A 26802-nucleotide genomic window follows, 5' to 3' on the forward strand; every position below is an offset into this window, starting at 1 on the left:
CAGGGCTCCCGAGAAAGTGGCGGCGTGGCATCGCAAGGGCAGGGCCCGGCCGGTGCACAACGCGCAAGGGGCGTAGTTTCACCGCGTTCGCGAGGCGGTGCGTTGCGAGGTGTATGGCCGTGGCGCGCGGCGCGCCGGCCGGGGGCTGAAGATAATCCCCGCATGATCGCCCTCGACTGCTACTACAGCCTTTCCTCGCCCTGGGCCTACCTCGGCGGCCCTCAACTGCAAGACATCGTGCGCCGCCACCATGTGCAGCTCACGCTCAAGCCCTACGACTTCCAGGCGGTGGTGCCGCAGACCGGCGGCATTCCGCTGAAGACGCGCCCGGAGCCGCGCCGCACGTACCACGCGCTGGAACTGTCGCGCTGGCGCGATTACCTCGGCATGCCGATGAACCTGGAGCCCGCGCACTACCCGAAGGGCGCGCCGACCGACCCGAACTGGAACAAGTACCCCGGCTGGATGGTGATCGCCGCCCAGCTGCAGGGCCTGGACGCGCAGCCGCTGTCGCACGCGCTGCTGCGCGCGCTGTGGGCCGAGGAGCGCGACACGGCGCAGGCCGCGGTGCGCATCGCCATCGCCGATGAAAACGGCTACGACGGCGCGGCGCTGCAGGCGCTGGAGCAGTCGGCCGAGGTGCTGGCCGTGTACCGCGCCAACAGCGCCGACGCGGTGGAAGCGGGCGTGTTCGGCGCGCCCACGTTCATCCTGAACGGCGAGCGCTTCTGGGGACAAGACCGGCTGGCGTTTCTCGACCGGGCGCTCGACAAGCTGCGCGCCGGCGGCTGAGCGACAACCTCTCTTTTTTCTTCTCTCAGAGGAACGAACGCGGCAGCAGCGCGGGCACGAGCGTGCGGTGCAGCCGCTCGCGCCACCAGCGCAGCGCCTGGCCCTGCGCGCCGGTCTTCCACGCGAGCCAGAAGGCCTCGGGCGCGCGCGGTTCCTCGGTCGGCAGTTCGACCAGCGTGCCGCGCGCCAGCTCGTCGGTGATGCAGGCGCGCGGCAGAAAGCCGTGGCCCAACCCGGCGACCTGGCAGGCGACCTTGGCGGCCATCGATGGCACGGTGATGCGCGGCTGGCCGGCCATGAGGCCCACGGTGCGGTCCGACAGGGTGCGCGCGGTGTCGCCGACCACGATGGCGTTGCAGTCGATGAGATCGCCGCGCTGCACGGGGCGCTTCAGCCGCGTGAGCGGGTGGGTGGGCGCGACGCAGAAGGCGAACTCGAGGCTGCCGACGGCTACGGCCTGGTGGCCGCCGCCGGCCGGGCCTTCGCCCGCGGCCACGACGATGTCGGCGCGGCCCTCGCGCAGCGCCTCCCAGCTGCCGGTGAGCGCCTCGCAGCCGATGCGCAGCCGCGTGCCGCAGCGCAGGTCTTCGAAGGCGCGGATGTCGTCCATGAAGGCCTGCGTGGGAATGAGCGAGTCGTGCACCAGCCGCAGCTCTGATTCATAGCCGGTGGCAATCTGCCGCATGCGCGATTCGAGGTCGCTCGCGGCGCCGAGCAGCCAGCGGCCTTCCTTGAGCATTTCTTCGCCGGCGGCGGTGAGGGTCACGCGCGGGCCGTTGCGCTCGAACAGCAGCATGCCCAGCTGCTCTTCGAGCTTGCCCACGGCGTAGGAGATGGTGGAGGGCACCTTGTTCAGCCGCGCGGCGGCGGCGGCAAAGGAGCCGTGGCGCGCGATGGCGTCGACGACCTCGATGGCTTCCAGGGTGAGCTTGAGCACGGGGCGTTCCTCGCAGGAAAAAAGGAATGATCGAAAACTTCGATCATTGATGGTGAAAAGTTTCGTCGATAGAGGCCTGCGTGCACCGGATGATTCAGCCCACGCCAAGGAGATTCCCTCCGAAAGCGATTGTGAACCAAATCGAATATCCACGCACCCAACTTTGCCGAAGGAGCCTTTCATGACCGTCCAAGCCACCCCCACCGCCGGCGCCAAGCTGCTCACCCCCACCGACCACACGCTGGTGATGATCGACTTCCAGTCGCAGATGGCCTTTGCCACGCACTCGATCGACGCCGTGAACCTGCGCAACAACGCCGCGCTGGTGGCGCAGGCGGCGGCCGGCTTCAAGGTGTCGACCATCCTGACGACCGTGGCCGAGAAGAGCTTTTCGGGCCCGATGTTCAGCGAGATCACCGACGCCTTCCCCGGCCAGAAGATGCTCGACCGCACCTCGATGAACACCTGGGAAGACGCCGCCGTGATCGAGCGCGTGAACGCCATCGGCAAGCCGCGCATCGTGCTGGCCGGCCTGTGGACCAGCGTGTGCATCGTGGGCCCGGCGCTGTCGGCGCTGGACCAGGGCTTCGAGGTGTACGTGATTGCCGACGCCTGCGGCGACGTGTCCACCGAGGCGCACAACCGCGCGATGGAGCGCATGGTGCAGGCCGGCGCGCAGCCGATGACCTCGCTGCAGTACCTGCTGGAGCTGCAGCGCGACTGGGCGCGTGGCGACACGTACGAGTTGACGACCGGTATTGCGAAGAAGGTGGGCGGCGCCTACGGTCTGGGCGTGACGTACGCCAAGACCATGTTCGGCGCCCACGAGGGTTGAGCGCAGCGCACCCGGAAGGCCGACCGACCATGAAGACCTATGTCGTTTCCCTCGCGCTCGGCCTGCTGGTCGGCGTGATCTACGCGCTCTTCCAGGTGCGCTCGCCGGCGCCGCCGGTGATCGCCCTGGTGGGCCTCTTGGGCATCCTGCTCGGCGAGCAGATCCCGCCGCTGGTGCGGCAGGTGTTCGACCGGCCGGCCGCCACCTCGTGGCTGCATGACCAGGTCAAGCCGCACGTGTTCGGCAAGCTGCCGACCTGCGCGCAGCCCGGGGCGGTGAAGACCGCCGCCGCCGGCCGCCCGTCCGAGCGGAGCGACGCATGAACGCCCCCGACCCGCAACGCCGCCACTTCCTGGGCGCCCTCGGCGCCTTTGCAGCCACCTCCCTCGCACCCGCATCCACCATGGCCACCACCCAGACCCCCGACCTCATCCTGCGCAACGGCCGCTTCACCACGCTGGACCGTGCCAACCCCACGGCCGACGCGGTGGCCATCAAGGACGGCCGCTTCGCCCGCGTGGGCCGCGCCGAAGACGTGCTGCCGCTGGCCGGCAGCCAGACCCGCGTGATCGACCTGCAGGGCCAGCGCGTGCTGCCGGGCCTGATCGACAACCACCTGCACATCATTCGCGGCGGCCTGAACTACAACATGGAGCTGCGCTGGGACGGCGTGAAGAGCCTGGCCGATGCGATGGGCATGCTCAAGCGCCAGGTGGCGATCACGCCCGCGCCGCAGTGGGTGCGCGTGGTGGGCGGTTTCACCGAGCACCAGTTCGTCGAGAAGCGCCTGCCGACCCTGGCCGAGCTGAACGCGGTGGCGCCCGACACGCCGGTGTTCATCCTGCACCTGTACGACCGTGCGCTGCTCAACGGCGCCGCGCTGCGCGCCGTGGGCTACACGAAAGACACGCCCGCGCCGCCCGGCGGCGAGATCGTGCGCGACAGCGCCGGCAACCCCACCGGCCTGCTGCTGGCCAAGCCGAACGCGGCCATCCTCTACGCCACGCTGGCCAAGGGGCCGAAGCTGCCCTTCGACTACCAGCTCAACTCCACGCGCCACTTCATGCGCGAGCTCAACCGCCTGGGCGTGACCGGCGCCATCGACGCGGGCGGCGGCAACCAGAACTACCCCGACGACTATGAAGTGATCCAGAAGCTGCACGACGACGGGCAGCTCACGATCCGCCTGGCCTACAACCTCTTCACGCAGAAGCCCAAGGCCGAGAAGGACGACTTCCTGAACTGGACCGCGAACTCCAGGTACAAGCAGGGCGACGACTACTTCCGCCACAACGGCGCGGGCGAGATGCTGGTGTTCTCGGCGGCCGACTTCGAGGACTTCCGCCAGCCGCGCCCCGACATGGCGCCTGAGATGGAAGGCGACCTCGAAGGCGTGGTGCGCATCCTGGCGCAGAACCGCTGGCCGTGGCGCATGCACGCGACCTACGACGAAACCATCAGCCGCTCGCTCGACGTGTTCGAGAAGGTCAACAAGGACACGCCGCTGGCCGGCCTGAACTGGTTCTTCGACCATGCCGAGACGATTTCCGAGAAGTCGATGGACCGCATCGCCGCGCTCGGCGGCGGCGTGGCGGTGCAGCACCGCATGGCCTACCAGGGCGAGTATTTCGTGGAGCGCTACGGCTCCGGCGCGGCCGAGGCCACGCCGCCGGTCAAGAAGATGCTGGAGCGCGGCCTGAAGGTGTCGGCCGGCACCGACGCGACGCGCGTGGCCTCGTACAACCCGTGGGTGTCGCTGTCGTGGCTGGTCACGGGCAAGACGGTGGGCGGCATGCAGCTGTACCCGCAGCGCAACTGCCTGGACCGCGAGGCCGCGCTGCGCATGTGGACCGAGAACGTCACCTGGTTCTCGAATGAAGAGGGCAAGAAGGGCCGCATCCAGGAAGGCCAGCTGGCCGACCTGGTGGTGCCCGACCGCGACTTCTTCGCCTGCGCCGAATCGGAGATTGCCGACACCACGGCGCTGCTCACGATGGTGGGCGGCAAGGTGGTCTACGGCGCCGGCCCGTTCGCCGCGCACGACGAAGGCGGCCTGCCGCCCGCCATGCCCGACTGGTCGCCCGCGCGCACCTTCGGCGGCTATGCCGGCTGGGCCGACACGGCGCGGTCCGCGGAAGGCGCACCGCTGCAGAAGGTGATGCGCAACGCCGCGATGTCGTGCGCCTGCGCCAACGACTGCAATGTGCACGGCCACAGCCACGCGACGGCCTGGAGCAGCAAGCTGCCCATTGCCGACCTGAAGAGCTTCTGGGGCGCGCTGGGTTGCGCCTGCTGGGCGGTGTGATGAAGGCCATGCACTGGACCCTGTCGCCCGCCGTGCGCTGGATCGCCTTGCTGCTGCTGTGCGCGGCCTACCTGCAGGGCGGCCTGAACAAGGCGCTGGACTTCAACGCCGCCCTCGCCGAGATGAACCACTTCGGCCTGTCGCCGGCCGGCCCGCTGGCCGTGGCGGTGATCGTGCTGGAGCTGGGCGCCGCGGCGCTCATCCTCACCGGCTTCTGGCGCTGGCTCGGCGCGCTCGCGCTGGGCGGCTTCACGCTCATGGCGACCTTCGTCGCGCTGCGTTTCTGGGAGATGCCGCTCGGGCAGGAACGCTTCATGGCGGCCAACTCCTTCTTCGAACACCTGGGCCTGGTCGGCGGCTTCGTGCTCGTTGCCTGGCTCGACCTCAAGGAGCGCCACGATGACTGAGCCCCAAGCCAAAGCCGCCGGCGCCTTCGCGCCGCTGCGCCAGCCGGTCTTCGCCGTGCTGTGGGCCGCCACGGTGCTGGGCAACATCGGCAGCTTCATGCGCGACGTGGCCAGCTCGTGGCTGGTGACCGACCTGTCGGCCAGCCCGACGGCGGTGGCGTTGATCCAGACGGCGGCGACGCTGCCGATCTTTCTGCTGGCGATTCCGGCCGGCGTGCTGTCGGACATCCTCGACCGCCGGCGCTTCCTGATCTTCGTGCAGGTGCTGCTGGCCGCGGTGAGCGGCACGCTGCTGGTGCTCTCGCACACGGGCACGCTCACGGTCGAGTACCTGATTGCGCTGACCTTCGTGGGCGGCATCGGCGCGGCGCTCATGGGGCCGACCTGGCAGTCGATCGTGCCGGAGCTGGTGCCGCGCAGCGAGCTCAAGGGCGCGGTGGCGCTGAACTCCCTGGGCATCAACATCGCGCGCTCCATCGGGCCCGCGGCGGGCGGGCTGATCCTGGCGAGCTTCGGCGCGGCCGCCACCTACGGGCTGGACGTGCTGAGCTATGTGTTCGTGATCGCGGCGCTCTTGTGGTGGAAGCGCCCGGCGGCGGTGGACAGCGGGCTGTCCGAGAACTTCTTCGGTGCCTTCCGCGCCGGCCTGCGCTACACGCGGGCCAGCAAGGAGCTGCACGTGGTGCTGCTGCGCGCGGCGGTGTTCTTCCTGTTCGCCAGCTCGGTGTGGGCGCTGCTGCCGCTGGTGGCGCGCCAGATGCTCGGCGGCACGGCGAGCTTCTACGGCATCCTGCTCGGCGCGGTGGGCGCGGGCGCCATCGGCGGCGCGCTGGTGATGCCGCGGCTGCGTGCCCGGCTCGATGCCGACGGCATGCTGCTGCTGGCCTCGCTGCTCACGGCCGCGGTGATGGGCGCGCTGGTGTTCGCGCCGCCGCAATGGCTGGCGGTGCCGATGCTCGGCGTGCTGGGGCTGGGCTGGATCATTGCGCTGACCACGCTCAACGGGGTGGCGCAGTCGATCCTGCCGAACTGGGTGCGTGGGCGCGGGCTGGCCGTGTACCTCACGGTGTTCAACGGCGCCATGGCCGCCGGCAGCTTGGGCTGGGGCCTGGTCGCGCAGCAGATCGGCGTGCCGGCCACGCTGGTGGCGGGCGCGGTGGGGCTGGTGGTGATGGGGCTGGTGTTCCACCGCGTGCGGCTGCCCGCCGGCGAGGCCGACTTGCAGGCCTCGAACCACTGGCCCGAGCCGCTGCTGGCCGAGCCGGTGGCGCACGACCGCGGGCCCGTGATGATCCAGGTCGAGTACCGCATCCGCAAGGAAGACCGGCCGGCGTTCCTCGATGCGATGAAGCGCCTGTCGCTGGAGCGCCGCCGCGACGGCGCCTACGCCTGGGGCGTGCACGAGCACACGGCCGACGCCGAGCGCGTGATGGAGTGGTTCCTCGTGGAGTCGTGGGCCGAGCACCTGCGCCAGCACCACCGCGTGTCGCACGCCGATGCCGACCTGCAGGCCGAGGCGCTGCGCTTTCACATCGGCCCGGGCAAGCCCGAGGTGCATCACTTCCTGGCGCTCTGAGCGGCGCGGATTCTTCTTTCTCTTTCCCTTTCACCCTTTCGCCCATCTCAAGGAAAAACCATGACCACACTGACCCTTCGCGACGGCACCGAGCTCTATTACAAGGACTGGGGCAGCGGCCAGCCCATCGTCTTCAGCCACGGCTGGCCGCTGAGCGCCGACATGTGGGACGCCCAGATGCTGTTCTTCGCCGAGCGCGGCTACCGCGTCATCGCGTTCGACCGCCGCGGCTTCGGCCGCTCCAGCCAGCCCTGGACCGGCTACGACTACGACACCTTCGCCGACGACATCGCCGAGCTGATCGAAACGCTCGACCTGAAAAACGTGATCCTGGCGGGCTTCTCGATGGGCGGCGGCGACGTCACGCGCTACATCGCGCGCAAGGGCAGCGCGCGCGTGGCGAAGCTGGCGCTCATCAGCGCGGTGACGCCGCTGTTCATGAAGACCGCCGACCATCCCGTGGGCCCCGAGGCCCCGCTGTTCGCGGGCATCCGCGCCGGGCTGGCCGCCGACCGGGCGCAGTTCATCGACGACTTCAGCACGCTGTTCTACGGCACCAACCGCCCGGGCGCGAAGGTGTCGCAGGGCGTGTTCAAGCAAACGCTGCAGATCGCGCTGCAGGCCTCGATCAAGGCCACCATCGACTGCGTGACGGCGTTCTCCGAGACCGACTTCCGCCCCGATATGGCGAAGATCGACGTGCCCACGCTGGTGATCCACGGCGGCGACGACCAGGTCGTGCCCTTCGAGGCCACCGGCAAGCTGGCGGCCGAAATGATCCAGGGCAGCCAGCTCAAGCTGTACGCCGGCGCGCCGCACGCCACCTGCACCACGCACGCGGCGCAGGTGAACGCCGACCTGCTGGCGTTCATCCAGGGCTGAGGCCGGGTGTGTCGAAAGGGCCGCGCCCTGCGGCCCTTTCGGCGCGAAGGGCGGCGCCGGTGGCGATAATCCGGCGATGCGAATCCGCTTTACCAAGATGCAGGGAGCCGGCAACGATTTCGTCGTGCTGGACGAAACGCGCGGCACGCTGGGCCTCACGGCCGCGCAGTACCGCTTCCTGGCCGACCGCCATTTCGGCGTCGGCGCCGACCAGATTCTCACGGTGCGCCCGTCGCCCGCCGAAGGCATCGACTTCCAGTACGTGATCCACAACGCCGACGGCGGCGAGGTGGAGCAGTGCGGCAACGGGGCGCGCTGCTTCATGCGCTTCGTGAGCGAGCACGGCCTGACCGAGAAGAAAGACGTGCGCGTGCAGACGCTGGCCGGCGTGATCGAACCCCGCATGGGCGACGACGGCCGCGTGACGGTCGACATGGGCGCCCCGGTCTTCGAGCCGGCGCGCGTGCCCTTCGACACGGCCGGGCTCGACCCGCAGCACGAAGGCGCGTGGCAGACCTGGCACCTGGCGCTGGGCACCCGGGCCGGCAGTGCTATCGTTTCGGTAGCGGTGCTGTCCATGGGCAACCCGCACGCGGTGCAGGTGGTCGACAACGTCGACACCGCGCCGGTGGCCGAGCAGGGCCCGCAGATCGAGCACCACCCGCGCTTTCCGCAGCGCGTGAACGCCGGTTTCATGCAGGTGGTCGACCGCACGAACATCAAGCTGCGCGTGTTCGAGCGCGGCGCCGGCGAAACGCTGGCCTGCGGCACGGGCGCCTGCGCGGCCGTGGTGGCAGGCATTCGCCTCGGGCTGCTGGATTCCCGCGTCGACGTGCAGACGCACGGCGGCATTCTCACGATCGAGTGGCAGGGCGACGGCCGGCCGGTGCTCATGACAGGACCGGCCACGACGGTGTTCGAGGGCGAGATCGACGTGCCCGACATTTCGGAACAGCCATGACCCCATTCACCCACGACAACAACGCCATGAACCCGATCACCGAAGACGACATCGCGAACTACCTGTCGAACACGCCCGACTTCTTCGAGCGCCACGCCCAGCTGCTGGCACAGGTGCAGCTGACCAGCCCGCACGGCAACCGCGCCGTGAGCCTGCAGGAGCGCCAGGCCGAGATGCTGCGCGAGAAGATCAAGGCGCTGGAGCACCGCCTGATGGACATGGTGCGCCACGGCACCGAAAACGTCGTCATCGCCGACCGCCTGCAGCGCTGGACCAAGGGCCTGTTGACCACGCGCGACCCGCGCAGCCTGCCGTACCGCATCGCGGTCGACCTGCAGTCGCTGTTCCTGGTGCCGCAAACGGCCATCAAGGTGTGGGACTGCGGCACCGAGTACCTCAACGAAGCCTATGCCCAGTGGGTGAGCGACGACGTGAAGGCGCTGGCCACCTCGCTCACCTCGCCTTATTGCGGGCTCAACGCGGGCTTCGAGGCGGCCAACTGGCTGCCCGAGCCGCAGGGCGCCGCGTCGATCGCGCTGATTCCGCTGCGCCCCGACGCCGAGTCGCCGGCCTTCGGCCTGCTGGTGCTGGCCTCGCCGGACGCGCAGCGCTTCAATGCCGAAATGGGCACGGACTTTCTCGAGCGCATCGCCGAGCTGTCGTCGGGCGCGCTGTCGCGGCTGCGCCCTTGAGCCGTTCCGCGCGAAGCGGGTGGCGCCGCCGGCCTTGGCTGACCGGCCTGTGCGTGGTCTTGCTGGCCGGTGTGCTCACCTACGCCGCCATCGCGGGCGTGATCTGGCAGCGTGCCGAGGCCTCCCTGGCCGGCCCGATGCCGCGCGCGGCCGACGTGGCGCTGGTGCTGGGCAACCGCGCCTACCTCGACGGCAAGCCCAATCCCTGCCTCACGGGCCGGGTCGACCAGGGCATCGTGCTGGCGCGTGCCGGTCGCGCGCAGACGCTGGTGTTCTCGGGCGGTGTCGACGTGGAAGACGGCCGCATCGAAGCCGAGGTGATGCGCGACCACGCCACGGCCGAGGGCTACACGGGGCCGATGGTGCTGGAGTCGGTGTCGTCGTCCACGCGCGCCAACCTGTCGCTGTCGCGCACGGTGCTGGAGGCCAAGGGCGTGCGCAGCGTGATCATCGTGTCGGAGCCGTACCACCTGTGGCGCATCGAGCGGCTGGTGCGTGCCAGCGGCTTCGACCAGGCCTTCGACGTGCAGTACGCCGCCGCGCCCACCTCGTGCTGGCGCCGCTGGGGCATGCTGTTCAAGGGCGCATTGCGTGAGCCGGCGGCCATCGTGAACAATGCATCGCTCGGTTATCTGTTCTAGCTAGCGCGGCCCCGCGCGGCGCACGGAGCACGACGACACCATGGAATGGATCGACAAATACCTCGAACACGTGCGCGTGGAGCGTCGGCTCGCGCCGCGCACGGTCGAGCTGTATGCCTTCCACCTGCGCGCGCTGACCGACCATGCCGCCGAGGCCAACCTGCCGCTGGACCGCGTGCAGACGGCGCACATCCGCCGCTGGATGGCGCAGCTGCACAGCGCCGGGCGCGAGCCGCGCGGCATTGCGCTGGTGCTGTCGTGCTGGCGCAGCTTCTACCGCTGGCTCGGCCATGAAGGGCTGATCGGCTTCAACCCGGTGCAGGACGTGCACGCGCCCAAGGCGGGCCGGCCGCTGCCGAAGGCGCTGGGCGTGGACGACGCGGTGCGCCTGGCCGAGCTGTACGACCCCGAGGCCGACCCCTGGACCGAAGCGCGCGACGGCGCCATCGTCGAAATGCTTTACGGCTGCGGCCTGCGCGTGAGCGAGCTCACGGGGCTCGACGCCCAGGCCAGCGCCACGGCGCTCGGCTGGGTCGATCTCGACGCCATGGAAGCCCACGTGCTCGGCAAGGGCAGCAAGCGGCGCAGCGTGCCAGTGGGCAGCAAGGCGGCCGAGGCGCTGCGCGACTGGCTCGCGGTGCGCGGCGAGCGCCAGGAGCCGGCGCTGTTCGTCAGCGCGCGCGGTGCGCGCATGTCGTCGCAGGCGGTGTGGAAGCTGCTGCGCGAGCGCAGCCTGAAGGCCGGCCTGGCCGCGCCGGTGCATCCGCACATGCTGCGCCACTCGTTCGCGAGCCACGTGCTGCAGTCGAGCAGCGACCTGCGCGCGGTGCAGGAGCTGCTGGGCCATGCCAACATCGCGACCACGCAGGTCTACACGCGGCTGGACTTCCAGCACCTGGCCAAGGTCTACGACGCGGCGCATCCGCGCGCCAAGGCCCGGCCGGACAAGGACGGCAAGTAGCCGCCACACCCGTCGCCTGCATCGTTTTCTTTCGTCTTTCATTTCTTCTTTCATTCATCTCCCATGAAAACCCTCCGCCTCAAGCCGGGCAAGGAGCGCTCGCTCCAACGCCGCCATCCCTGGGTCTTCGAATCCGCCATTGCGCGCGGCGGCGCGGACTCGGGGGAAACAGTGCGCGTGGAGTCGCACGACGGCCACTTCCTCGCGTGGGCGGCTTTCGGCCCCACCTCCAAGATCCGGGCGCGGGCCTGGAGCTTTGACGAGAAGCAGCGCATCGACGCTGCTTTTTTTTCCACGGTCTGTGCGCGCGCGGTGCATGCGCGGGGCCTCTTCGACCTGCAGAGCGACGGCGTGCGGCTGGTGCACGGCGAGGCCGACGGCCTGCCGGGGCTGATCGTCGACCGCTATGGCGACACGTTGGTGGCGCAGTTCCTGTCGGCTGGCGTGGAGCGCTGGAAAGACGTGCTGGCCGATGCGCTGCTCAAGGCCACGGGGCTCACCAGACTGTATGAGCGCTCGGACGCCAGCGGCCGCGAGCGCGAGGGCCTGAAGCCGGTCACGGGCTGGCTGCGCGGCGAGGGCCCCACCCAGATCACCATCCGCGAGCACGGCTGGCAGCTGTCGCTGGACATCGCCACCGGCCACAAGACCGGCTTCTACCTCGACCAGCGCGACAGCCGCCAGCGCTTTGCCGAGCTGGCGCAGCACCGGCGCTTTCGGCGCGTGCTCAACTGCTTCTGCTACACGGGCGGCTTCACCGTGGCGGCGCTCGCGGGCTTGAAGGCGGCCGGGGCGCTCGAGGGTACTTCGTTGGTGTCGGTCGATTCGTCGCAGCCCGCGCTCGAGCGGGCGCGCGCGCACCTGGCGCTCAACGGTTTCGAAGGGCAGGGCATTGCCACGGAGTTTCTCGACGCCAACGTGAACACGGTGCTGCGCGAGTTCATCGACCAGGGCCGCACCTTCGACGCCATCGTGCTCGACCCGCCCAAGTTCGCGCCCACGGTGGCGCACGCCGAGCGCGCCGCGCGTGCCTACAAGGACATCAACCGCCTGGCGCTCAAGCTGCTGGAGCCCGGCGGCGTGCTGCTCACCTTTTCCTGCTCGGGCGGCATCAGCGCCGACCTGTTCCACAAGATCGTGGCCTCGGCCGGGCTGGACGCCGGCGTGGACGGCTACATCGCCGAACGCCTGGGCGCCGCGCCCGACCACCCGATGACCATCGAGTTCCCGGAAGGGGAGTACCTGAAGGGGCTGGTGGTGGTGAGAAAGCCCCTGTGAACGAGGGCTTGACCCCGTCGGCAACGCAACTCAGTGGCATTGGCTAAACTGCCCGCCAATCCCCCGCCTTTTTCTGTTTTCCGTTTCCGGAGCACTTTTCCATGGCCCTCATTCCCGCGACCATCCTGACCGGCTTTCTCGGCTCGGGCAAAACCACGCTGCTCAAGCGCATCCTGACCGAGGCCCATGGCCAGAAGATCGCGGTCATCGAGAACGAGTTCGGCGAGGAGAACATCGACAGCGACATCCTCGTGACCGAGTCGAAGGAGCAGATCGTGCAGATGAGCAACGGCTGCGTCTGCTGCACCATCCGCGAAGACCTGCGCGAAGCGCTGCAGCTGCTGGCTGCCAAGAAGCGCCAGGGCCTGCTCGATTTCGACCGCGTGGTGATCGAGACCACCGGCCTGGCCGACCCCGGCCCCGTGGCGCAGACCTTCTTCATGGACGACGAGATCGCCGAGAGCTACCTGCTCGACTCGATCCTGACGCTGGTCGATGCCAAGCATGCGCCGCAGCAGCTCAACGACCGCCAGGAGGCGCGCCGCCAGGTGGGCTTTGCCGACCAGATCTTCATCAGCAAGAGCGAGCTGGTGTCGGCCGAAGAGACCGAGGCGCTGATCCATCGCTTGAAGCACATGAACCCGCGCGCGCCGCAGCAGAAGGCGCACTTCGGCGACGTGCCGCTGAAGGACATCTTCGACCTGCGCGGCTTCAACCTGAACGCCAAGCTGGACATCGACCCCGACTTCCTGAAGGAAGACGACCACGACCATCACGACCATGACCACGCGCATGGCGAGGCGTGCGACCACCCCTCGCACAAGCACGAAGGGCACGGTCACCATCACCACACCGATGACGACGTGAAGAGCTTCGTCTACAAGGCCGACCGCGCCTTCGACCCGGCCAAGCTGGAAGACTTCCTGGGCGCCATCGTGAACATCTACGGCCCGCGCATGCTGCGCTACAAGGGCGTGCTGAACATGAAGGGCACCGAGCGCAAGGTGATCTTCCAGGGCGTGCACCAGCTCATGGGCAGCGACCTGGGCCCGGAGTGGGGCAAGGACGAGGCGCGCCAGAGCCGCATGGTGTTCATCGGCATCGAGCTGCCGCGCGAGATCCTGGAGCAGGGTCTGGAGCAGTGCCTGGTCTGAACACGTTCGCCTGAGTCGGACAAACAAGTAAAAACGGCGCTGGCCTTGCGGTCAGCGCCGTTTTTCATGGGCGGGCCGTGCCTACTTGCCGAAATTCCCCATCGGCTTGCCCAGGAGCTTGAGCTGGCCTTCGCTGAACTCGACCTGGCTGACCAGATCGTCGCCCGTGCGCTTCACGTAGCCGTTGGCTTCGCCCTGTTCGATCAGGCCGGCGAGCATTTCAGGCGGCGGCGTGCGGCCGCTCTCGGCGCCGGTTTCGGCCAGCTTCTCGATCCACTTCACGGGCAGGCGCGCGTTGGCCTTGAGCACGCCGCGCTTGAGCACCAGCGCGTTGCCGGGCAGCTGCAGGTCTTCGTCGGTCACGCCGGCGAGGGCCACCGAGTAGCTGAGCTCGGCGCTGTGGCCGCCGATCTCGACCAGCATGCGGTCCAGGCCGGCTTCGGGGCTGTGCTTGGCCATGGCCTTGAGGTCGGGCGCGAGCTGCTCGATGAGCGCCTGCATCGCGTCCTTCTGGGCCTTGCTGCGCTGGCCGCAGCCGGCACCGGCGGTCGATTGCAGCCAGGCGTCGGCCAGCTTCTTGTAGCCGGCCGCCTGGATGCGGCGTGCGCTGCTGGCGATCTCGAACTTGTCGATGGCGGTCTCGTTGACCTTGCCCTTGCCCTTGAAGGCGCCTTCGGAGGCGTACAGGCCGTCCTTGATGGTGGCTTCGCCGGTCAGGTCGATGCTTTGCAGCAGCACCTTGATCGCCTTGGCGGGGGCGGCCTCGGTGCCCGCGCCCAGGCCCAGTCCCTTGGGCGCGTTCAGCTCGAAGCTGTCGAGGCGGCCTTCGGACTTGCCGGTGGCGAGCATCCAGCCGGCGCTGCCGTCCATGTCGGCCTTGGCGGTGAACTTGCCCATCTTCAGCTGCACGCCCTTGGAGGCGGTGCTGACGTCCAGGCCGGGCATCGTCATGTCGTAGCGCACATGGGTGCGGGCCGCGTTCATGTCCAGGCGGGCCTGCGCGCCTTGCCAGGCGAACTCGCCCTTGCCTTCTTCGGCCAGCTTGGCGGGCGCGACGGTGAAGTCGCTGGTGAAGCCGCCGCCGAAGCCGACCTGGGTGCGCGCGGTCAGCGGCTTGGTCTTGCCGAACAGCTTCTCGGCCTCGGCCTGCGCCTTGGCGTCGAGCACCAGTTCGCTGTCGATAACGGCCGCGGCCAGCGTGGCGCCGGCGATCGGGCCGTGGCGGATGGTGTCGCGGATGGTGATGCGCACGGGCTTGGGCGGGGTGGCCGCGGCGTCGCTGTCGTCTTCGGCGGGTTCTTCTTCGTCGCCTTCGGTCGCGGCCTCGGCGACGTCGGTCGTGGCGGCGGCCGGCGCGGCGGCGGGTGCCGACGCGGCAGGGGTGGTGGCGGCTTCGGCCTCGGCCGGGCAACCCAGTTCGAGCGTCACGGTGCTCACGGCGCCGAAGAAATTGCGTTCGTAGCTGCGCTCGATCACGCGCACCAGCGCGGTCTGCTTGGGCAGTTCGCCCAGGGCGACGTCGTAGCTCGATTTGATTTGCGTGCCGGCCCACCAGGTGCTGCCGCCGTAGGCGACGGCGATGGCCGCGGCCAGGACTCCCAATACTGCTTTTTTGCTCAAGATTATTTTCCGATCGGTTGTTTGAAGGGCCGCCGCGGTGTCTCCCCGACCCGCGGCGTGCCTGCGCCACCCCCTGTGGCGGCGCCGGGCGATGCTAACGGAGCAGGGCACTGCGTCACCCGATGGCCTTGCGTTTCGAGTTCTCTATACAATCGCGCGCCTGTTCCGGGAGCCATGCTTCGTCCACAGGGGCGAGATATGACTTACGGCACGGGGCGCCAAGGGTTTTTGGCGGGCTTTCGGGGGTATAACCCCGGGGTTCACCACTTGAGGACGCCCCCGACAACGTGAGCCGACGCGGCCTGACACCCGCAACGGTTCCCTTGGGAGGAGACACCCAGTGAAAGCGCGTTCCAGTTCGTACAAGGAGCCAGTCACCGTGAAGAAACCCGCCGCCAAGGCCACGCCAGCCACCAAGCCCGCCGCAAAGAAGGCGACGGCTGTGAAGGCTGTACCCGCGACGAAGAAGGTTTCTGCCACCGCTGCTGCTGCCTCTGCCGCGAAAGAGAAAAGCGCTGCCAAGAAGCCTGCGGCAACCCCGGCCAAGACCGGGACCGCGGCTGCCAAGAAGTCCGCCAAGCCCGCAACCAAGTCCGCGGGCGCGGCGCCTACGTCATCCCAACCGGTCGGCCGTCCTGCGGCCGCCCTTTCTGCTCCCCCGACCCCCATGAAAAAAACGGCTGCCGCCTCTTCTTCCGCCCCGGCGACACCCTCGATCCCCGCTACGCCCGCTCCCGCTGCGCGTGGTGGCCGCGTGTCCCGGCTGTCGCAACTGACCGTGCCTTCGATGCCGCAATCCGTGGCCTCGACCGCCGCCAAATCCAGCTTCTCGCAGGCGCCTTCCACCGCGCTGGTGCCGCCGCCGCCCCTGGCCGTCAAGAAAGACCCGAAGCTGGCCAACAACTGGAAGACCAAGACGCCCGCCGAGCTGAGCGACGCCGAGGTCATCGCGATGCCCGACGACGAGTACATGAACGACAAGCAGATGGCGTTCTTCCGCCTGAAGCTCGAAGAACTCAAGCGCGGCATCCTCGAGAACGCCGGTGAAACCACCGAGCACCTGCGCGAGGACACCGTGGTCGTGCCCGACCCGGCCGACCGCGCCACCATCGAGGAAGAGCACGCGCTCGAACTGCGCACGCGCGACCGCGAACGCAAGCTGCTCAAGAAGATCGAGCAGTCGATCCAGCGCATCGACGCCGGCGACTACGGCTACTGCGACGAAACCGGCGAGCCCATCGGCGTCGGCCGCCTGCTGGCCCGCCCGACCGCCACGCTTTCGCTCGAAGCGCAGCAGCGCCGCGAGCTGAAGCAGAAAATGTTCGGGGATTGAACGGCAGCAAGGTAGAACGGAACCCGCGCTTTCGATAACCTTCTCTGAATGCCAAAGGAAGAGTCAGGCCGCCTTTTCTCGAAGGTGGCCAAGTTCGTTCGAAATCCCCTGAAAGACTGGTCGGAGCTGGACACGCCGTCCTCCGACTCGTCGCTGCCCGAGCAGACCTACAGCCGCGAGATGCTGAAGGAAATGATCGAGCGACGCCAGCGCAACGACTTCGTGCGCCGCCGCGAGTTCGACATGCTGCGCAAGCTGCGCCAGCGCGAGGCGGCGGCCCATGCCTTCGAGGCGACGGTCACGCCCTCGTCGTTCAACCTCAACAGCACCTCCGAAAAATCCGAAGGCCGCGCACTCACGCTCAAGAAGATCGACGAGATCGAAGAGCAGATGTCGCAGCAGTGGTGGAAGGGCCGCGGGCCGAACGGCGAGACGCTGGTCAATCCGCCGCCCGACGCGGGCGCTGAAACGCTGCCGCCGGTTGACAGCGGCGGCGACCAGTTGCCGGCCGAGCCAGCTGCTTCTGCGCCCGTGGCCGCAGCGCCGGCGGTTGCCGCTGCGGCAGCCGTTCCCGCGCCGCAGCCGTCCCGGCTCGCACACGACGGCGCGCTCGAAGAAGCGGTGATCCGCTTCGCGCACGGCGACGACACCGGCGCCGAGGCCATCCTGCTGCAGGCACTGGCCGCCGAAAGTGCGTTCTCCGCCGACGACGCCACCGCAGCCGTCACGCTGGAGCGCGACGACGCCCGCTGGCGCGCGCTGTTCGACCTGTACCGCGCCACCGGCGACGCCGCCAAGTTCGCGGCCGCCCGCATGCGCTATGCGCAGCGCATGAAGCGCATGGGCCCCGACTGGGTCTCGCTCGACGAACTCGCGCGCAGCGTGAAGGCCGTCACCGCCAGCGAAGACGCCGAGGCGGCCTCCGACACGACGGGCGCCGCCGACTGGGCCAGCCCCGCGCACCTGACGCGCGAGGGGCTCATGTCGCTCACGCGCGCGCTCTCGCAGGCCGGCATGGTCTGGACGCTCGACTGGCGCGCGCTCACCGAGATCGATCCGCCCGCCGCCGCGCCGCTGCGCATCCTGTTCGCGCACTGGTCCGATTCGCCGGTGCAACTGCGCTTCTTCGGCGCCTCGCAGCTCATGGCCGTGCTGGCCGCGGCCACGCCCAACAACGAGCGCCATCCCGACGACGCCTGGTGGCAGCTGCGCCTCGCGGCGCTGCGCATGATGCACCTGCCCGACGACTTCGAGCTGGTGGCGCTCAACTACTGCATCACCTACGAGGTGTCGCCGCCGTCCTGGCAGGACCCGAAGGGTGAGTGCACCTCGCTGGCCGCGCCGCCGGCGAGCCGGCCGAGTTCGGTCTGGTCGCTGCTGTCGGTCGGGGGCGATTCCGAGAGCTTCCCGTCCACCGACAGCGGCTTTGCCGCGCTGGCGGGCGACCTGCGCGGCGATTCGCTGTCGTGCTGGCAGCGCCTGGACCACGACCTGCGCCACACGACGGCGCCGGTCATCTCGTGCGCGGCCCTGCTGCGCATGGACCTGACGGCGGCCGGCACGCTGCTGAGCTGGGTCCGCGAGCGCGATGCGAACGGCGAGCGGGTGCAGTTCGTCGACGCCCACCGGCTGATTGCCGCGCTGTTCGGGCTGATCGGCATCACCGACCACGCCACGGTCGCGGTCCGCAAGAACTGACCCCGTCACAGGGGTTCCACGGCCCCTGCGGGGCCGTGTTTTCCGCCAGCAGTTTGTCCGACCGCAAGGGTTGCATTGGCGGGGCCCATCCCCAGATGGCTGCGATGGAACAGTTTCACGGCACCACCATCGTGAGCGTGCGCCGCAAGACCCCCCAAGGCGATCAGGTCGCCATCGGCGGGGACGGGCAGGTCACTCTCGGCAACATCGTCATCAAGGGCACGGCGCGCAAGGTGCGGCGGCTCTATCACGGCAAGGTCCTGGCGGGTTTCGCCGGCGCCACAGCCGATGCCTTCACGCTCTTCGAGCGCTTCGAGGCCAAGCTCGAGAAGCACCAGGGCCACCTGACCCGCGCGGCGGTCGAGCTCACCAAGGACTGGCGCACCGACCGCGTGCTGCGCAAGCTCGAGGCCATGCTGGCCGTGGCCGACGCCACGACTTCGCTCATCATCACCGGCAATGGCGACGTGTTGGAGCCTGAAGACGGCGTGATCGCCATCGGTTCGGGCGGTGCCTACGCCCAGTCGGCGGCCAAGGCGCTGATCGACAACACCGACCTTTCGGCCGAGCAGATCGTGCGCAAATCGCTGGCGATCGCCGGAGAAATCTGCATTTACACGAACATGAACCACACGGTGGAAGCGCTCTGACCATGTCCATGACCCCCCAGGAAATCGTCTCCGAGCTGGACAACCACATCGTCGGCCAGCCCGCCGCCAAGCGCGCCGTGGCCATTGCGCTGCGCAACCGCTGGCGCCGCCAGAAGGTCGACGAGAAGCTGCGCCACGAGATCACGCCCAAGAACATCCTCATGATCGGCCCGACGGGTGTCGGCAAGACCGAGATCGCCCGCCGCCTGGCCCGCCTGGCCGATGCGCCGTTCATCAAGGTCGAGGCCACCAAGTTCACCGAGGTGGGCTACGTGGGCAAGGACGTCGACTCGATCATTCGCGACCTCGCCGAAATCGCCGTCAAGCAGACACGCGAATCCGAAAGCGTGAAGGTGCGTGCCCGCGCCGAAGACGCGGCCGAGGAGCGCATCCTCGACGCGCTGCTGCCGCCGGCGCGTGGTGCCGATGGCGCTGCCCCCGCACTCGACAGCCCCAATCCGACGCGCCAGGCCTTCCGCAAGAAGCTGCGCGAGCACCAGCTCGACGACAAGGAAATCGAGCTCGACCTCGCCGAAACCCGTGCGCCGCTGGAGATCATGGGCCCGGCCGGCATGGAGGAAATGACCGAGCAACTGCGCGGCATGTTCGGCCAGCTCGGCGGCGGCAAGCGCAAGACGCGCAAGCTCAAGATCGCCGAGGCGATGCGCCTCTTGATCGACGAGGAGGCCGCCAAGCTGGTCAACGAGGACGAGATCCGCGCGCAGGCCATTGCCAATGCCGAGCAGAACGGCATCGTCTTCATCGACGAGATCGACAAGGTCGCCACGCGCAGCGAAGCGCAGGGCTCCGACGTCTCGCGCCAGGGCGTGCAGCGCGACCTGCTGCCGCTCGTGGAGGGCACGGCCGTGTCCACCAAGTACGGCGTGGTGCGCACCGACCACATGCTGTTCATCGCGAGCGGCGCCTTCCACCTGAGCAAGCCGAGCGACCTCATTCCGGAGTTGCAGGGGCGCTTTCCGATCCGCGTCGAGCTGCAGTCGCTCTCGGTGTCGGACTTCGAGAGCATCCTCACGCAGACCCGCGCCTCGCTCGTGAAGCAGTACCAGGCGCTGCTGGCCACCGAAGGCGTGACGCTCGATTTCGCGCCCGACGGCATCACGCGGCTGGCGGCCATCGCCTTCGAGGTGAACGAGCGCACCGAGAACATCGGCGCACGCCGTTTGTCGACCGTGATGGAGCGCCTGCTCGATGAGGTAAGCTTCGATGCCACCCGCATCGAGGGCCAGACGGTCCGCATCGATGCCGCTTATGTCGACGAGCGCCTCGCGGCACTAAGTCACGACGAAGACCTTTCGCGCTTCATCCTCTGAAGCCGCCTCCCTCGGCCCCTGTAACGGGGGCGTCCTTCACGCATCACTTTCACTGCGTGAGCTAAGTACTTCATTTTCAACACAATTCGCCGATTTCCAGGTTTGGAAATCGGCGCTAAGTCGTTGATTCCATTACAAAAAATACCCCCGAGCCCCAGTTGCGTCGCAAGTGTTTCCTGCTACAGTGGAAAAAAGTGCAGTTAAGTGGGAAAAAGTGCGGGCAACGCCCCTTCCGGGTGTCGCGGCACCTCCCACCACAGGGGTTTCGTGGTCGTGTTTCAAGGCGCTTCATCGCTCAGTCTGGATGCCAAGGGGCGGCTCTCCGTGCCGACCCGGCATCGCGACGTCCTGAGCGCCACGGCAGGCGGCCAGCTCACGATCACCAAGCATCCGCACGGATGCCTGATGGTGTTCCCCCGTCCTGAATGGGAAAAATTCCGCGAACGCATTGCTGCGCTGCCGATGTCGGCGCAGTGGTGGAAGCGCGTCTTCCTCGGTAACGCGATGGACGTCGAGATGGACGGTACCGGCCGCGTGCTGGTGTCGCCCGAGCTGCGCGCCGCCACCGGCATCAACCGCGAGACGCTGTTGCTGGGCATGGGCAACCACTTCGAACTCTGGGACAAGGCGACCTACGAGGCCAAGGAGGCCGAGGCCACCCAGGGCGAGATGCCGGATGTGTTTCAGGACTTCGCGTTCTGAGGAGCCCCGTGAACACCCCCCTGACCCACACGACCGTCTTGTTGAACGAGGCGGTGGAAGCCCTTCTTTCCGGTAGCGCGGCAGCCACGGGCACGTACGTGGACGCCACCTTCGGCCGCGGAGGACATGCGCGCGCCATCCTCGCGCGGCTGGCGCCGGAAGGCAGGCTCATCGCATTCGACAAGGATGCAGAAGCGGTGGCCGAAGCAGCGCGCATCTCGGATGCGCGTTTTTCTATCCGCCACCAGGGATTCCGCTCGCTGGGCGAATTGCCCGACGCCAGCGTCAACGGCTTGCTGATGGACCTGGGCGTGAGTTCGCCGCAGATCGACAACCCGGTGCGCGGTTTCAGTTTCCGTTTCGACGGTCCGCTCGACATGCGCATGGACACCACGCGCGGCGAGAGCGTGGCCGAATGGCTGGCAACGGCCGAACTTCAACAAATTGCAGAGGTGATCCGTGACTATGGCGAAGAACGGTTTGCTGTTCAGATTGCAAAGGCGATTGTTGCTCGCAGACAAGAACGGGGCGCAATTTCAACCACCACCGAACTGGCCGAGCTCGTGGCTGGCACGGTCAAAACCCGCGAGCAGGGCCAGAACCCTGCAACGCGCACATTTCAGGCTTTTCGGATTTTCATCAACGCCGAGCTTGAGGAGCTGCAACAAGCGCTAGAAGCCAGCCTGTCGGTGCTCGCGCCCGGCGGCCGCCTCGCGGTGATCAGCTTCCATTCGCTCGAAGACCGCATCGTCAAGCAGTTCATCGCCAAGCACTCGAAGGAGGTCTACGACCGCCGCGCGCCCTTCGCTGCGCCCAAGGCGATGAAGCTGCACGCGCTCGAGCGCATCAAGCCGTCCGAAGAAGAAGTGCGCGGCAACCCGCGCTCGCGCAGCGCCATCCTCCGGGTGGCCGAACGCACGGAGGCCGGGTAGCCATGGCGCGCATCAACCTGCTTCTTCTGCTGGCCGTCATTGCGACGGCTTTGTACCTTGTGCACACCCAGTACCAGTCGCGCCAGCTCTACACGGAGTTCGACCGCGCCCTGCAGGAGACGCGCAAGCTCGAAACCGAGCATGACCGCCTGCAGGTCGAGAAGCGCGCCCAGGCCACGCCGCTGCGCGTGGAGAAGCTGGCCAAGGAACAGTTGCAGATGCGCACGGCCTCGCCGGCCATCACGCAGTACGTGCGCCCCGACGGCTCGGTGATCCCGGCCGTCGCGCCGCTGCCGCCGACCACGCCGGCCAAGCCCGGCACCGCCACCGCGAGGCCCGCCCGATGAGCCGCGGCAACCGCAGCGTGCGCTACACCACCAGCCCCTTGCTCGCGAGCAAGACGCCGGTGTGGCGCAGCAAGTTCATCGTCGCCGGCATCGCCTTCGGCTTCGTCATGCTGGCGGGCCGGGCTGCGTACGTGCAGGTCTTCAACAACAGCTTCTTCCAGCGTCAGGGCGAAGTGCGCTTCGCGCGCACGCTGGAGCTGCCGGCCAACCGTGGGCGCATCCTGGACCGCAACGGGCTCATCCTGGCGTCCAGCGTGGTGGCGCCCAGCATCTGGGCCATTCCCGAAGACGTGGAGCGCGACGACCCCGAGGTGCGCGCCAAGCTCAAGCAGGTGGCCAAGCTGCTCGGCATGCCGCAAAAGGACTTCGACAAGAAGCTCGAAGACGAGGACAAGACCTTCGTCTGGATCAAGCGCCAGGTCGACGAGCCCATCGCCAAGCAGATCGCCGCGCTCAACCTCAAGGGCATCTACCAGCGCAAGGAATACAAGCGCCAGTACCCCGAGGGCGAGGCCGCCGCGCACGTGGTGGGCTTCACCAACGTGGAAGACAACGGCCAGGAAGGCATCGAGCTGGCGTTCAACAAGGAGCTGGCCGGCAAGGCCGGCTCGCGCCGCGTCATCAAGGACCGGCTGGGCCGCGTGGTCGAGGGCGTGGGCGAGCAGGTGCCGCCGGTCGAGGGCCGCGACATCCAGCTCAGCGTCGACAGCAAGGTGCAGTTCTTCGCCTACCAGAAGCTGCGCGACGCCGTCACCGCACGCCGCGCCAAGGCCGGCAGCGTGGTGGTGCTCGACAGCACCACCGGCGAGGTGCTGGCGCTGGCCAACTACCCGAGCTACGTGCCCGACAAGCGCCAGAACCTCACCGGCGAGCAGCTGCGCAACCGCGCGCTCACCGACACCTTCGAGCCCGGCTCGACCATGAAGCCCATCACCGTGGCGATGGCGCTGGAGGCCGGCCGCGTCAAGCCCTCGACCATCATCGACACCGCGCCCGGGCGCTACCAGCTGGGCGGCTTCACCATCAGCGACACCCACAACTACGGCTCGCTGACGGTGGAGGGCGTGATCCAGAAGTCGAGCAACGTGGGCGCGCTCAAGATCGCCCAGAAGATGACGCCCCACGAGATGTGGGACACCTACACCGCGCTGGGCTACGGCCAGAAGCCGCAGATCCAGTTCCCCGGCGCCGTGACGGGCCGGCTGCGTCCGTGGAAGACCTGGAAGCCGGTCGAGCAGGCCACCATGGCCTACGGCTACGGCCTGTCGGCGTCGCTGTTCCAGATGGCGCATTCGTACACCTCGTTCGCGCACGACGGCTCCATCATCCCGGTCACCATCCTGAAGAACACCGAGCCGCCGGTCGGCGTGCGGGTGTTCTCGCCGTCCAACGCGCTCGCGGTGCGCAAGATGCTGCAGATGGCCGCAGGCCCGGGCGGCACCGGTACGCGCGCGCAAACGGTGGGCTACTCGGTCGGCGGCAAGTCGGGCACGGCCCACAAGCAGGTCGGCAAGGGCTACGCCAGCAACAAGTACCGCGCCTGGTTCACCGGCATGGCGCCCATCGAGAAGCCGCGCATCATCGTCGCGGTGATGATCGACGAGCCGACCGACGGCCAGTACTTCGGCGGCCTCGCCGCGGCGCCGGTGTTCAGCGAAGTTGTGCAGCAGACCCTGCGCATGATGAACGTCCCGCCCGACCTGGCGGTCAAACCCCTCGTGCAGACGCAAGACGTCCCCGAGAGCTTCTGACATGCTGACACTCACTTCCCCCACCACCGCCGCGTTCTGGCTCAAGGAGCGCGTGCAGGGCGCGCTGCAGGCCGACAGCCGCGCGGTCGCCCCGGGCGATGCCTTCATCGCCTGGCCCGGTGCCGCCACCGACGGCCGCCAGCACGTGGCGGCCGCGCTGGCGCAGGGCGCCGTGGCCTGCCTGGTCGAGCACGAGGGCGTGGACGCCTTCGGTTTCGATGGCGACGAGCGCATCGTGAGCTACCCGGGCCTCAAGGCCGCCACCGGCCCGATCGCCGCCGCCTTCTACGACAACCCCTCGGCGCAGCTCGACCTGCTGGCCGTGACCGGCACCAACGGCAAGACTTCCACCGCGTGGTGGCTGGCCGAATCGCTGTCCACGCTGCGCGCGGCCGGCGGCGTGCGCGCGATGCGCCCCGACGGCACCACCGAGCGCGGCGCCCCGTCGCCCTGCGCCGTGGTCGGCACCCTGGGCATCGGCGTGCCGCCCGAACTCACCTACACCGGCCTGACCACGCCCGACCCCGTGATGCTGCAGCGCGCGCTGCGCGACTTCGTCACCGAAGGCTTCGGCGCCTGCGCGATCGAGGCTTCGTCCATCGGCATCGCCGAGCGCCGGCTCGACGGCTGCCGCATCGCGGTCGCCGTGTTCACCAATTTCACGCAGGACCACCTCGACTACCACGGCAGCATGGACGCCTACTGGCAGGCCAAGGCCGAGCTGTTCCGCTGGCCCGGCCTGCGCGCCGCGGTGATCAACATCGACGACATGCACGGTGCCAGCCTGTGCGCCAACCTGCTCGACGCCGGCATCGGCGCGCTCGACGTCTGGACCGTCTCGGCCGCCGGCAAGCCCGCGCGGCTCATGGCGCGCGACATCGGCTACGACGCGCAGGGCCTGCAGTTCACCGTGGCCGAGCACGGCAGCACGGCGCCGGCCGAGCGGCTCGCGACCGGGCTCATCGGCCAGTACAACGTCGCCAACCTGCTCGGCGTGCTCGGCACCCTGCGCGCGCTGGGCCTCACGCTCGCGCAGGCCGTGGCCGCCTGCGCCCACCTCAGCAGCGTGCCGGGCCGCATGGACCGCGTGCAACCCACCGACGGCGCGCCGCTGGCCGTGGTCGACTACGCCCACACGCCCGACGCGCTCGACAAGGCCCTCGCGGGCCTGCGCCCGTTGGCCAAGCAACGCGGCGGCGCGCTCTGGTGCGTGTTCGGCTGCGGCGGCAACCGCGACCCGATCAAGCGCCCGCTGATGGCGGCTGTCGCCGAACGGCAGGCCGACCATGTGGTGCTCACCAGCGACAACCCGCGCAACGAGAACCCCGACGCGATCATCAGCCAGGCGCTGCGCGGCTTCACGCGCGTCGAGGCGGCCCGCGTGCAGGTCGACCGCGCGCGCGCCATCGCCGAAACCATCGCCCAGGCGGCACCGCAAGACGTGGTGCTGATCGCCGGCAAGGGCCACGAAGAGTGGCAGGAGATCGCGGGCCAGCGCCTGCCGTTCTCCGACAAGACCCACGCGCTCGAAGCGCTCGCGAAGCGGGGTGCCGCATGACCGCCATGGCCACGCCCGTCTCCACACCGCTCAATCTCACGCTGGCGCAGGCGCAGCAATGGGTGCCGGGGTCGCGCCTCGTGGGCGATCCGGCCACCGTGATCGCCCGCGTCCACACCGACACCCGCACCCTGGCCGCCGGCGACCTGTTCGTTGCGCTCAAGGGTGAGCGCTTCGACGCCAACGACTTCCTGGCCGATGCGAAGAAGCAGGGCGCCGTCGCCGCCATTGCGCACGGCGGCCTCGAAGCCGCGGGGCTTGCGGGCCTCGAGGTGCCCGATTCGCTCATCGCGCTCGGTGCGCTGGGCGCTGGCTGGCGCGCGCAGTTCCAGCTGCCGCTGATCGCCGTCACCGGCAGCAACGGCAAGACCACGGTCACGCAGATGATCGCGGCCGTGCTCGCGGCCTTCCGTGCCGACCGTGCGCTGGCTACGGCCGGCAACTTCAACAACGAGATCGGCGTGCCGCTCACGCTGCTGCGCCTGCGTGCGCAGCACCAGCTGGCGGTGCTCGAACTGGGCATGAACCACCCGGGCGAGATCGCGCGGCTGGCCGCCATGTCGCGCCCGACCATCGCGCTGGTCAACAACGCGCAGCGCGAGCACCAGGAGTTCATGGCCAGCGTCGAGGCGGTCGCCATCGAGAACGCCGCCGTGTTCGCCGAACTGCCCGACGACGGCACGGCCGTGTTCCCCTACGGCGACACCTTCACCTCGCTGTGGACCGACCTGGCGCGCCAGAGCGGTTCGCGCCGCTGCCTGACCTTCGGCGAGCACGCCGACGCCGACATCTCGCTCGACAGCGCCGAATGGCTGCAGGGCGCCTGGCGCGTGCGCGTGCGCACGCCGCTGGGTGCCTTCGAGGCGCGCCTGCACATCGCGGGCCGTCACAACGTGGGCAACGCGCTCGCCGCCACCGCCTGCGCGCTGGCCGCCGGCGTGTCGCTCGACACCATCGCCGCGGGCCTGTCGGCCTTCGAACCGGTCAAGGGCCGTTCGCGCGCCAGCGAGGTCGTGCTGCCCGGCGGGCACGCGCTCACGCTGGTCGACGACAGCTACAACGCCAACCCCGATTCCGTGATCGCCGCCATCGACGTGCTCACGGGCCTGCCCGCCCCGCGCCTGCTGGTGCTCGGCGAGATGGGCGAGGTCGGCGACCGCTCGCCGGAATTCCACGCCGAGGTCGGCGCCTGGGCGCGCCAGCGCGGCCTCGACGCCGTCTACACGCTGGGCGGTGAGACCGTGCATGCGGCGACGGCTTTCAACAACAACGATGGTGTCGATGGACGCCATTTCGACGATTTCGACACGCTCCGCGCGGCCGTGCTCGCCCGCCTGCCGCAGCTGGGCAGCGTGCTGGTCAAGGGGTCGCGCTTCATGAAGATGGAGCGCGTGGTGCAGGCGATCGAAGCACAACAAAAAAAGGAGGCCGGTCATGACGCATGAGCCGCGCAACACAC

Annotated in this window: 25 protein-coding genes; 23 read left to right on the forward strand and 2 right to left on the reverse strand. The window is 68.8% G+C overall.

What is annotated here, in order from left to right; translation table 11 throughout:
* Positions 1 to 162: 162 nt before the first annotated feature.
* Positions 163 to 792: a 2-hydroxychromene-2-carboxylate isomerase gene (locus AC1RAD_RS03330; RefSeq protein ID WP_492733893.1), complete on the forward strand. Its 630-nt coding sequence runs from the start codon at positions 163 to 165 to the stop codon at positions 790 to 792.
* 25 nt (positions 793 to 817) lie between these two features.
* Here AC1RAD_RS03330 and AC1RAD_RS03335 read toward each other — a convergent pair whose 3' ends face one another.
* Positions 818 to 1729 (reverse strand): LysR family transcriptional regulator, encoded by a 912-nt coding sequence (locus AC1RAD_RS03335; protein WP_062474265.1) that lies wholly within the window; start codon positions 1727 to 1729, stop codon positions 818 to 820.
* Between the two features lie 181 nt (positions 1730 to 1910).
* Here AC1RAD_RS03335 and AC1RAD_RS03340 point away from each other — a divergent pair, with 181 nt between their 5' ends.
* From AC1RAD_RS03340 to AC1RAD_RS03395, 12 genes are all read left to right on the forward strand, one after another.
* On the forward strand, positions 1911 to 2564 hold the full coding sequence (locus tag AC1RAD_RS03340; RefSeq protein ID WP_062474264.1) for a hydrolase: 654 nt from the start codon (positions 1911 to 1913) through the stop codon (positions 2562 to 2564).
* A gap of 29 nt (positions 2565 to 2593) precedes the next feature.
* Positions 2594 to 2887 carry a DUF1427 family protein gene (locus AC1RAD_RS03345; RefSeq protein ID WP_492733896.1) on the forward strand — a complete coding sequence of 98 codons (294 nt, stop codon included), beginning with the start codon at positions 2594 to 2596 and terminating at the stop codon, positions 2885 to 2887.
* Between the two features lie 80 nt (positions 2888 to 2967).
* Positions 2968 to 4869 carry an amidohydrolase gene (locus AC1RAD_RS03350; RefSeq protein WP_492734543.1) on the forward strand — a complete coding sequence of 634 codons (1902 nt, stop codon included), beginning with the start codon at positions 2968 to 2970 and terminating at the stop codon, positions 4867 to 4869.
* A gap of 8 nt (positions 4870 to 4877) precedes the next feature.
* The gene (locus AC1RAD_RS03355) at positions 4878 to 5276 is read left to right on the forward strand and encodes a DoxX family protein (RefSeq protein ID WP_492733898.1); all 399 of its coding nucleotides are present in this window, start codon (positions 4878 to 4880) and stop codon (positions 5274 to 5276) included.
* Entirely contained in the window at positions 5269 to 6852 is a 1584-nt protein-coding gene (locus AC1RAD_RS03360) for an MFS transporter (protein ID WP_070060141.1), read from the forward strand. Before AC1RAD_RS03355 ends, AC1RAD_RS03360 begins: the two co-directional genes overlap by 8 nt.
* Positions 6853 to 6912: 60 nt before the next feature.
* On the forward strand, positions 6913 to 7734 hold the full coding sequence (locus AC1RAD_RS03365; protein ID WP_492733900.1) for an alpha/beta fold hydrolase: 822 nt from the start codon (positions 6913 to 6915) through the stop codon (positions 7732 to 7734).
* A gap of 76 nt (positions 7735 to 7810) precedes the next feature.
* Positions 7811 to 8695, forward strand: coding sequence for a diaminopimelate epimerase (dapF, locus tag AC1RAD_RS03370; protein ID WP_492733902.1), 885 nt, complete (start codon positions 7811 to 7813; stop codon positions 8693 to 8695).
* Positions 8692 to 9387, forward strand: a complete 696-nt coding sequence (locus tag AC1RAD_RS03375) for a DUF484 family protein (protein ID WP_095948166.1) — start codon at positions 8692 to 8694, stop codon at positions 9385 to 9387. The genes dapF and AC1RAD_RS03375 overlap by 4 nt, the downstream gene beginning before the upstream one ends.
* Positions 9384 to 10028: a YdcF family protein gene (locus tag AC1RAD_RS03380; RefSeq protein ID WP_492733904.1), complete on the forward strand. Its 645-nt coding sequence runs from the start codon at positions 9384 to 9386 to the stop codon at positions 10026 to 10028. Before AC1RAD_RS03375 ends, AC1RAD_RS03380 begins: the two co-directional genes overlap by 4 nt.
* Before the next feature lie 40 nt (positions 10029 to 10068).
* Positions 10069 to 10989 (forward strand): tyrosine recombinase XerC, encoded by a 921-nt coding sequence (locus AC1RAD_RS03385; protein WP_070060138.1) that lies wholly within the window; start codon positions 10069 to 10071, stop codon positions 10987 to 10989.
* Positions 10990 to 11052: 63 nt separating this feature from the next.
* On the forward strand, positions 11053 to 12267 hold the full coding sequence (locus AC1RAD_RS03390) for a class I SAM-dependent rRNA methyltransferase (RefSeq protein WP_492733906.1): 1215 nt from the start codon (positions 11053 to 11055) through the stop codon (positions 12265 to 12267).
* A 101-nt stretch (positions 12268 to 12368) separates the two neighbouring features.
* A complete protein-coding gene (locus AC1RAD_RS03395; protein ID WP_159273864.1) occupies positions 12369 to 13421 on the forward strand; it encodes a CobW family GTP-binding protein in 1053 nt (350 codons plus the stop codon).
* Between the two features lie 81 nt (positions 13422 to 13502).
* On the opposite strand, the gene AC1RAD_RS03400 is transcribed toward AC1RAD_RS03395, so the two are convergent.
* A complete protein-coding gene (locus AC1RAD_RS03400; protein WP_492733908.1) occupies positions 13503 to 15041 on the reverse strand; it encodes a YdgA family protein in 1539 nt (512 codons plus the stop codon).
* Positions 15042 to 15483: 442 nt separating this feature from the next.
* Between AC1RAD_RS03400 and dksA the strand changes: the two genes are divergently transcribed.
* From dksA to AC1RAD_RS03450, 10 genes are all read left to right on the forward strand, one after another.
* Entirely contained in the window at positions 15484 to 16374 is an 891-nt protein-coding gene (dksA, locus tag AC1RAD_RS03405) for an RNA polymerase-binding protein DksA (RefSeq protein ID WP_409574652.1), read from the forward strand.
* 48 nt (positions 16375 to 16422) lie between these two features.
* Positions 16423 to 18072, forward strand: coding sequence for an STAS domain-containing protein (locus tag AC1RAD_RS03410; protein WP_492733910.1), 1650 nt, complete (start codon positions 16423 to 16425; stop codon positions 18070 to 18072).
* Positions 18073 to 18176: 104 nt separating this feature from the next.
* Positions 18177 to 18722, forward strand: a complete 546-nt coding sequence (gene hslV, locus AC1RAD_RS03415; RefSeq protein WP_042578379.1) for an ATP-dependent protease subunit HslV — start codon at positions 18177 to 18179, stop codon at positions 18720 to 18722.
* Positions 18723 to 18724: 2 nt separating this feature from the next.
* A complete protein-coding gene (gene hslU, locus AC1RAD_RS03420) occupies positions 18725 to 20053 on the forward strand; it encodes an ATP-dependent protease ATPase subunit HslU (protein WP_492686301.1) in 1329 nt (442 codons plus the stop codon).
* A 273-nt stretch (positions 20054 to 20326) separates the two neighbouring features.
* On the forward strand, positions 20327 to 20755 hold the full coding sequence (gene mraZ / locus AC1RAD_RS03425) for a division/cell wall cluster transcriptional repressor MraZ (protein ID WP_056576192.1): 429 nt from the start codon (positions 20327 to 20329) through the stop codon (positions 20753 to 20755).
* An 8-nt stretch (positions 20756 to 20763) separates the two neighbouring features.
* Complete coding sequence (gene rsmH / locus AC1RAD_RS03430; RefSeq protein WP_492733912.1) at positions 20764 to 21687, forward strand: 16S rRNA (cytosine(1402)-N(4))-methyltransferase RsmH; 924 nt, start codon at positions 20764 to 20766, stop codon at positions 21685 to 21687.
* Positions 21688 to 21689: 2 nt separating this feature from the next.
* The gene (ftsL, locus tag AC1RAD_RS03435; protein ID WP_159273867.1) at positions 21690 to 22034 is read left to right on the forward strand and encodes a cell division protein FtsL; all 345 of its coding nucleotides are present in this window, start codon (positions 21690 to 21692) and stop codon (positions 22032 to 22034) included.
* The gene (locus AC1RAD_RS03440) at positions 22031 to 23785 is read left to right on the forward strand and encodes a peptidoglycan D,D-transpeptidase FtsI family protein (protein ID WP_095743607.1); all 1755 of its coding nucleotides are present in this window, start codon (positions 22031 to 22033) and stop codon (positions 23783 to 23785) included. Before ftsL ends, AC1RAD_RS03440 begins: the two co-directional genes overlap by 4 nt.
* Position 23786: 1 nt before the next feature.
* Positions 23787 to 25343 carry a UDP-N-acetylmuramoyl-L-alanyl-D-glutamate--2,6-diaminopimelate ligase gene (locus AC1RAD_RS03445; protein ID WP_492733914.1) on the forward strand — a complete coding sequence of 519 codons (1557 nt, stop codon included), beginning with the start codon at positions 23787 to 23789 and terminating at the stop codon, positions 25341 to 25343.
* The gene (locus AC1RAD_RS03450; RefSeq protein WP_492733916.1) at positions 25340 to 26788 is read left to right on the forward strand and encodes a UDP-N-acetylmuramoyl-tripeptide--D-alanyl-D-alanine ligase; all 1449 of its coding nucleotides are present in this window, start codon (positions 25340 to 25342) and stop codon (positions 26786 to 26788) included. The genes AC1RAD_RS03445 and AC1RAD_RS03450 overlap by 4 nt, the downstream gene beginning before the upstream one ends.
* The last annotated feature ends 14 nt before the right edge of the window (positions 26789 to 26802 follow it).

This window comes from Variovorax sp. GW823-FHT04B03 (assembly GCF_058796495.1).

Bases quoted from the DNA above. Each gene is read 5' to 3' on its own strand.
- AC1RAD_RS03330 (WP_492733893.1), top strand. From the start codon at position 163: ATGATCGCCCTCGACTGCTACTACAGCCTTTCCTCGCCCTGGGCCTAC.
- AC1RAD_RS03340 (WP_062474264.1), top strand. From the start codon at position 1,911: ATGACCGTCCAAGCCACCCCCACCGCCGGCGCCAAGCTGCTCACCCCC.
- AC1RAD_RS03345 (WP_492733896.1), top strand. From the start codon at position 2,594: ATGAAGACCTATGTCGTTTCCCTCGCGCTCGGCCTGCTGGTCGGCGTG.
- AC1RAD_RS03350 (WP_492734543.1), top strand. From the start codon at position 2,968: ATGGCCACCACCCAGACCCCCGACCTCATCCTGCGCAACGGCCGCTTC.
- AC1RAD_RS03355 (WP_492733898.1), top strand. From the start codon at position 4,878: ATGCACTGGACCCTGTCGCCCGCCGTGCGCTGGATCGCCTTGCTGCTG.
- AC1RAD_RS03360 (WP_070060141.1), top strand. From the start codon at position 5,269: ATGACTGAGCCCCAAGCCAAAGCCGCCGGCGCCTTCGCGCCGCTGCGC.
- AC1RAD_RS03365 (WP_492733900.1), top strand. From the start codon at position 6,913: ATGACCACACTGACCCTTCGCGACGGCACCGAGCTCTATTACAAGGAC.
- dapF (WP_492733902.1), top strand. From the start codon at position 7,811: ATGCGAATCCGCTTTACCAAGATGCAGGGAGCCGGCAACGATTTCGTC.
- AC1RAD_RS03375 (WP_095948166.1), top strand. From the start codon at position 8,692: ATGACCCCATTCACCCACGACAACAACGCCATGAACCCGATCACCGAA.
- AC1RAD_RS03385 (WP_070060138.1), top strand. From the start codon at position 10,069: ATGGAATGGATCGACAAATACCTCGAACACGTGCGCGTGGAGCGTCGG.
- AC1RAD_RS03390 (WP_492733906.1), top strand. From the start codon at position 11,053: ATGAAAACCCTCCGCCTCAAGCCGGGCAAGGAGCGCTCGCTCCAACGC.
- AC1RAD_RS03395 (WP_159273864.1), top strand. From the start codon at position 12,369: ATGGCCCTCATTCCCGCGACCATCCTGACCGGCTTTCTCGGCTCGGGC.
- AC1RAD_RS03410 (WP_492733910.1), top strand. From the start codon at position 16,423: ATGCCAAAGGAAGAGTCAGGCCGCCTTTTCTCGAAGGTGGCCAAGTTC.
- hslV (WP_042578379.1), top strand. From the start codon at position 18,177: ATGGAACAGTTTCACGGCACCACCATCGTGAGCGTGCGCCGCAAGACC.
- hslU (WP_492686301.1), top strand. From the start codon at position 18,725: ATGTCCATGACCCCCCAGGAAATCGTCTCCGAGCTGGACAACCACATC.
- ftsL (WP_159273867.1), top strand. From the start codon at position 21,690: ATGGCGCGCATCAACCTGCTTCTTCTGCTGGCCGTCATTGCGACGGCT.
- AC1RAD_RS03440 (WP_095743607.1), top strand. From the start codon at position 22,031: ATGAGCCGCGGCAACCGCAGCGTGCGCTACACCACCAGCCCCTTGCTC.
- AC1RAD_RS03445 (WP_492733914.1), top strand. From the start codon at position 23,787: ATGCTGACACTCACTTCCCCCACCACCGCCGCGTTCTGGCTCAAGGAG.
- AC1RAD_RS03450 (WP_492733916.1), top strand. From the start codon at position 25,340: ATGACCGCCATGGCCACGCCCGTCTCCACACCGCTCAATCTCACGCTG.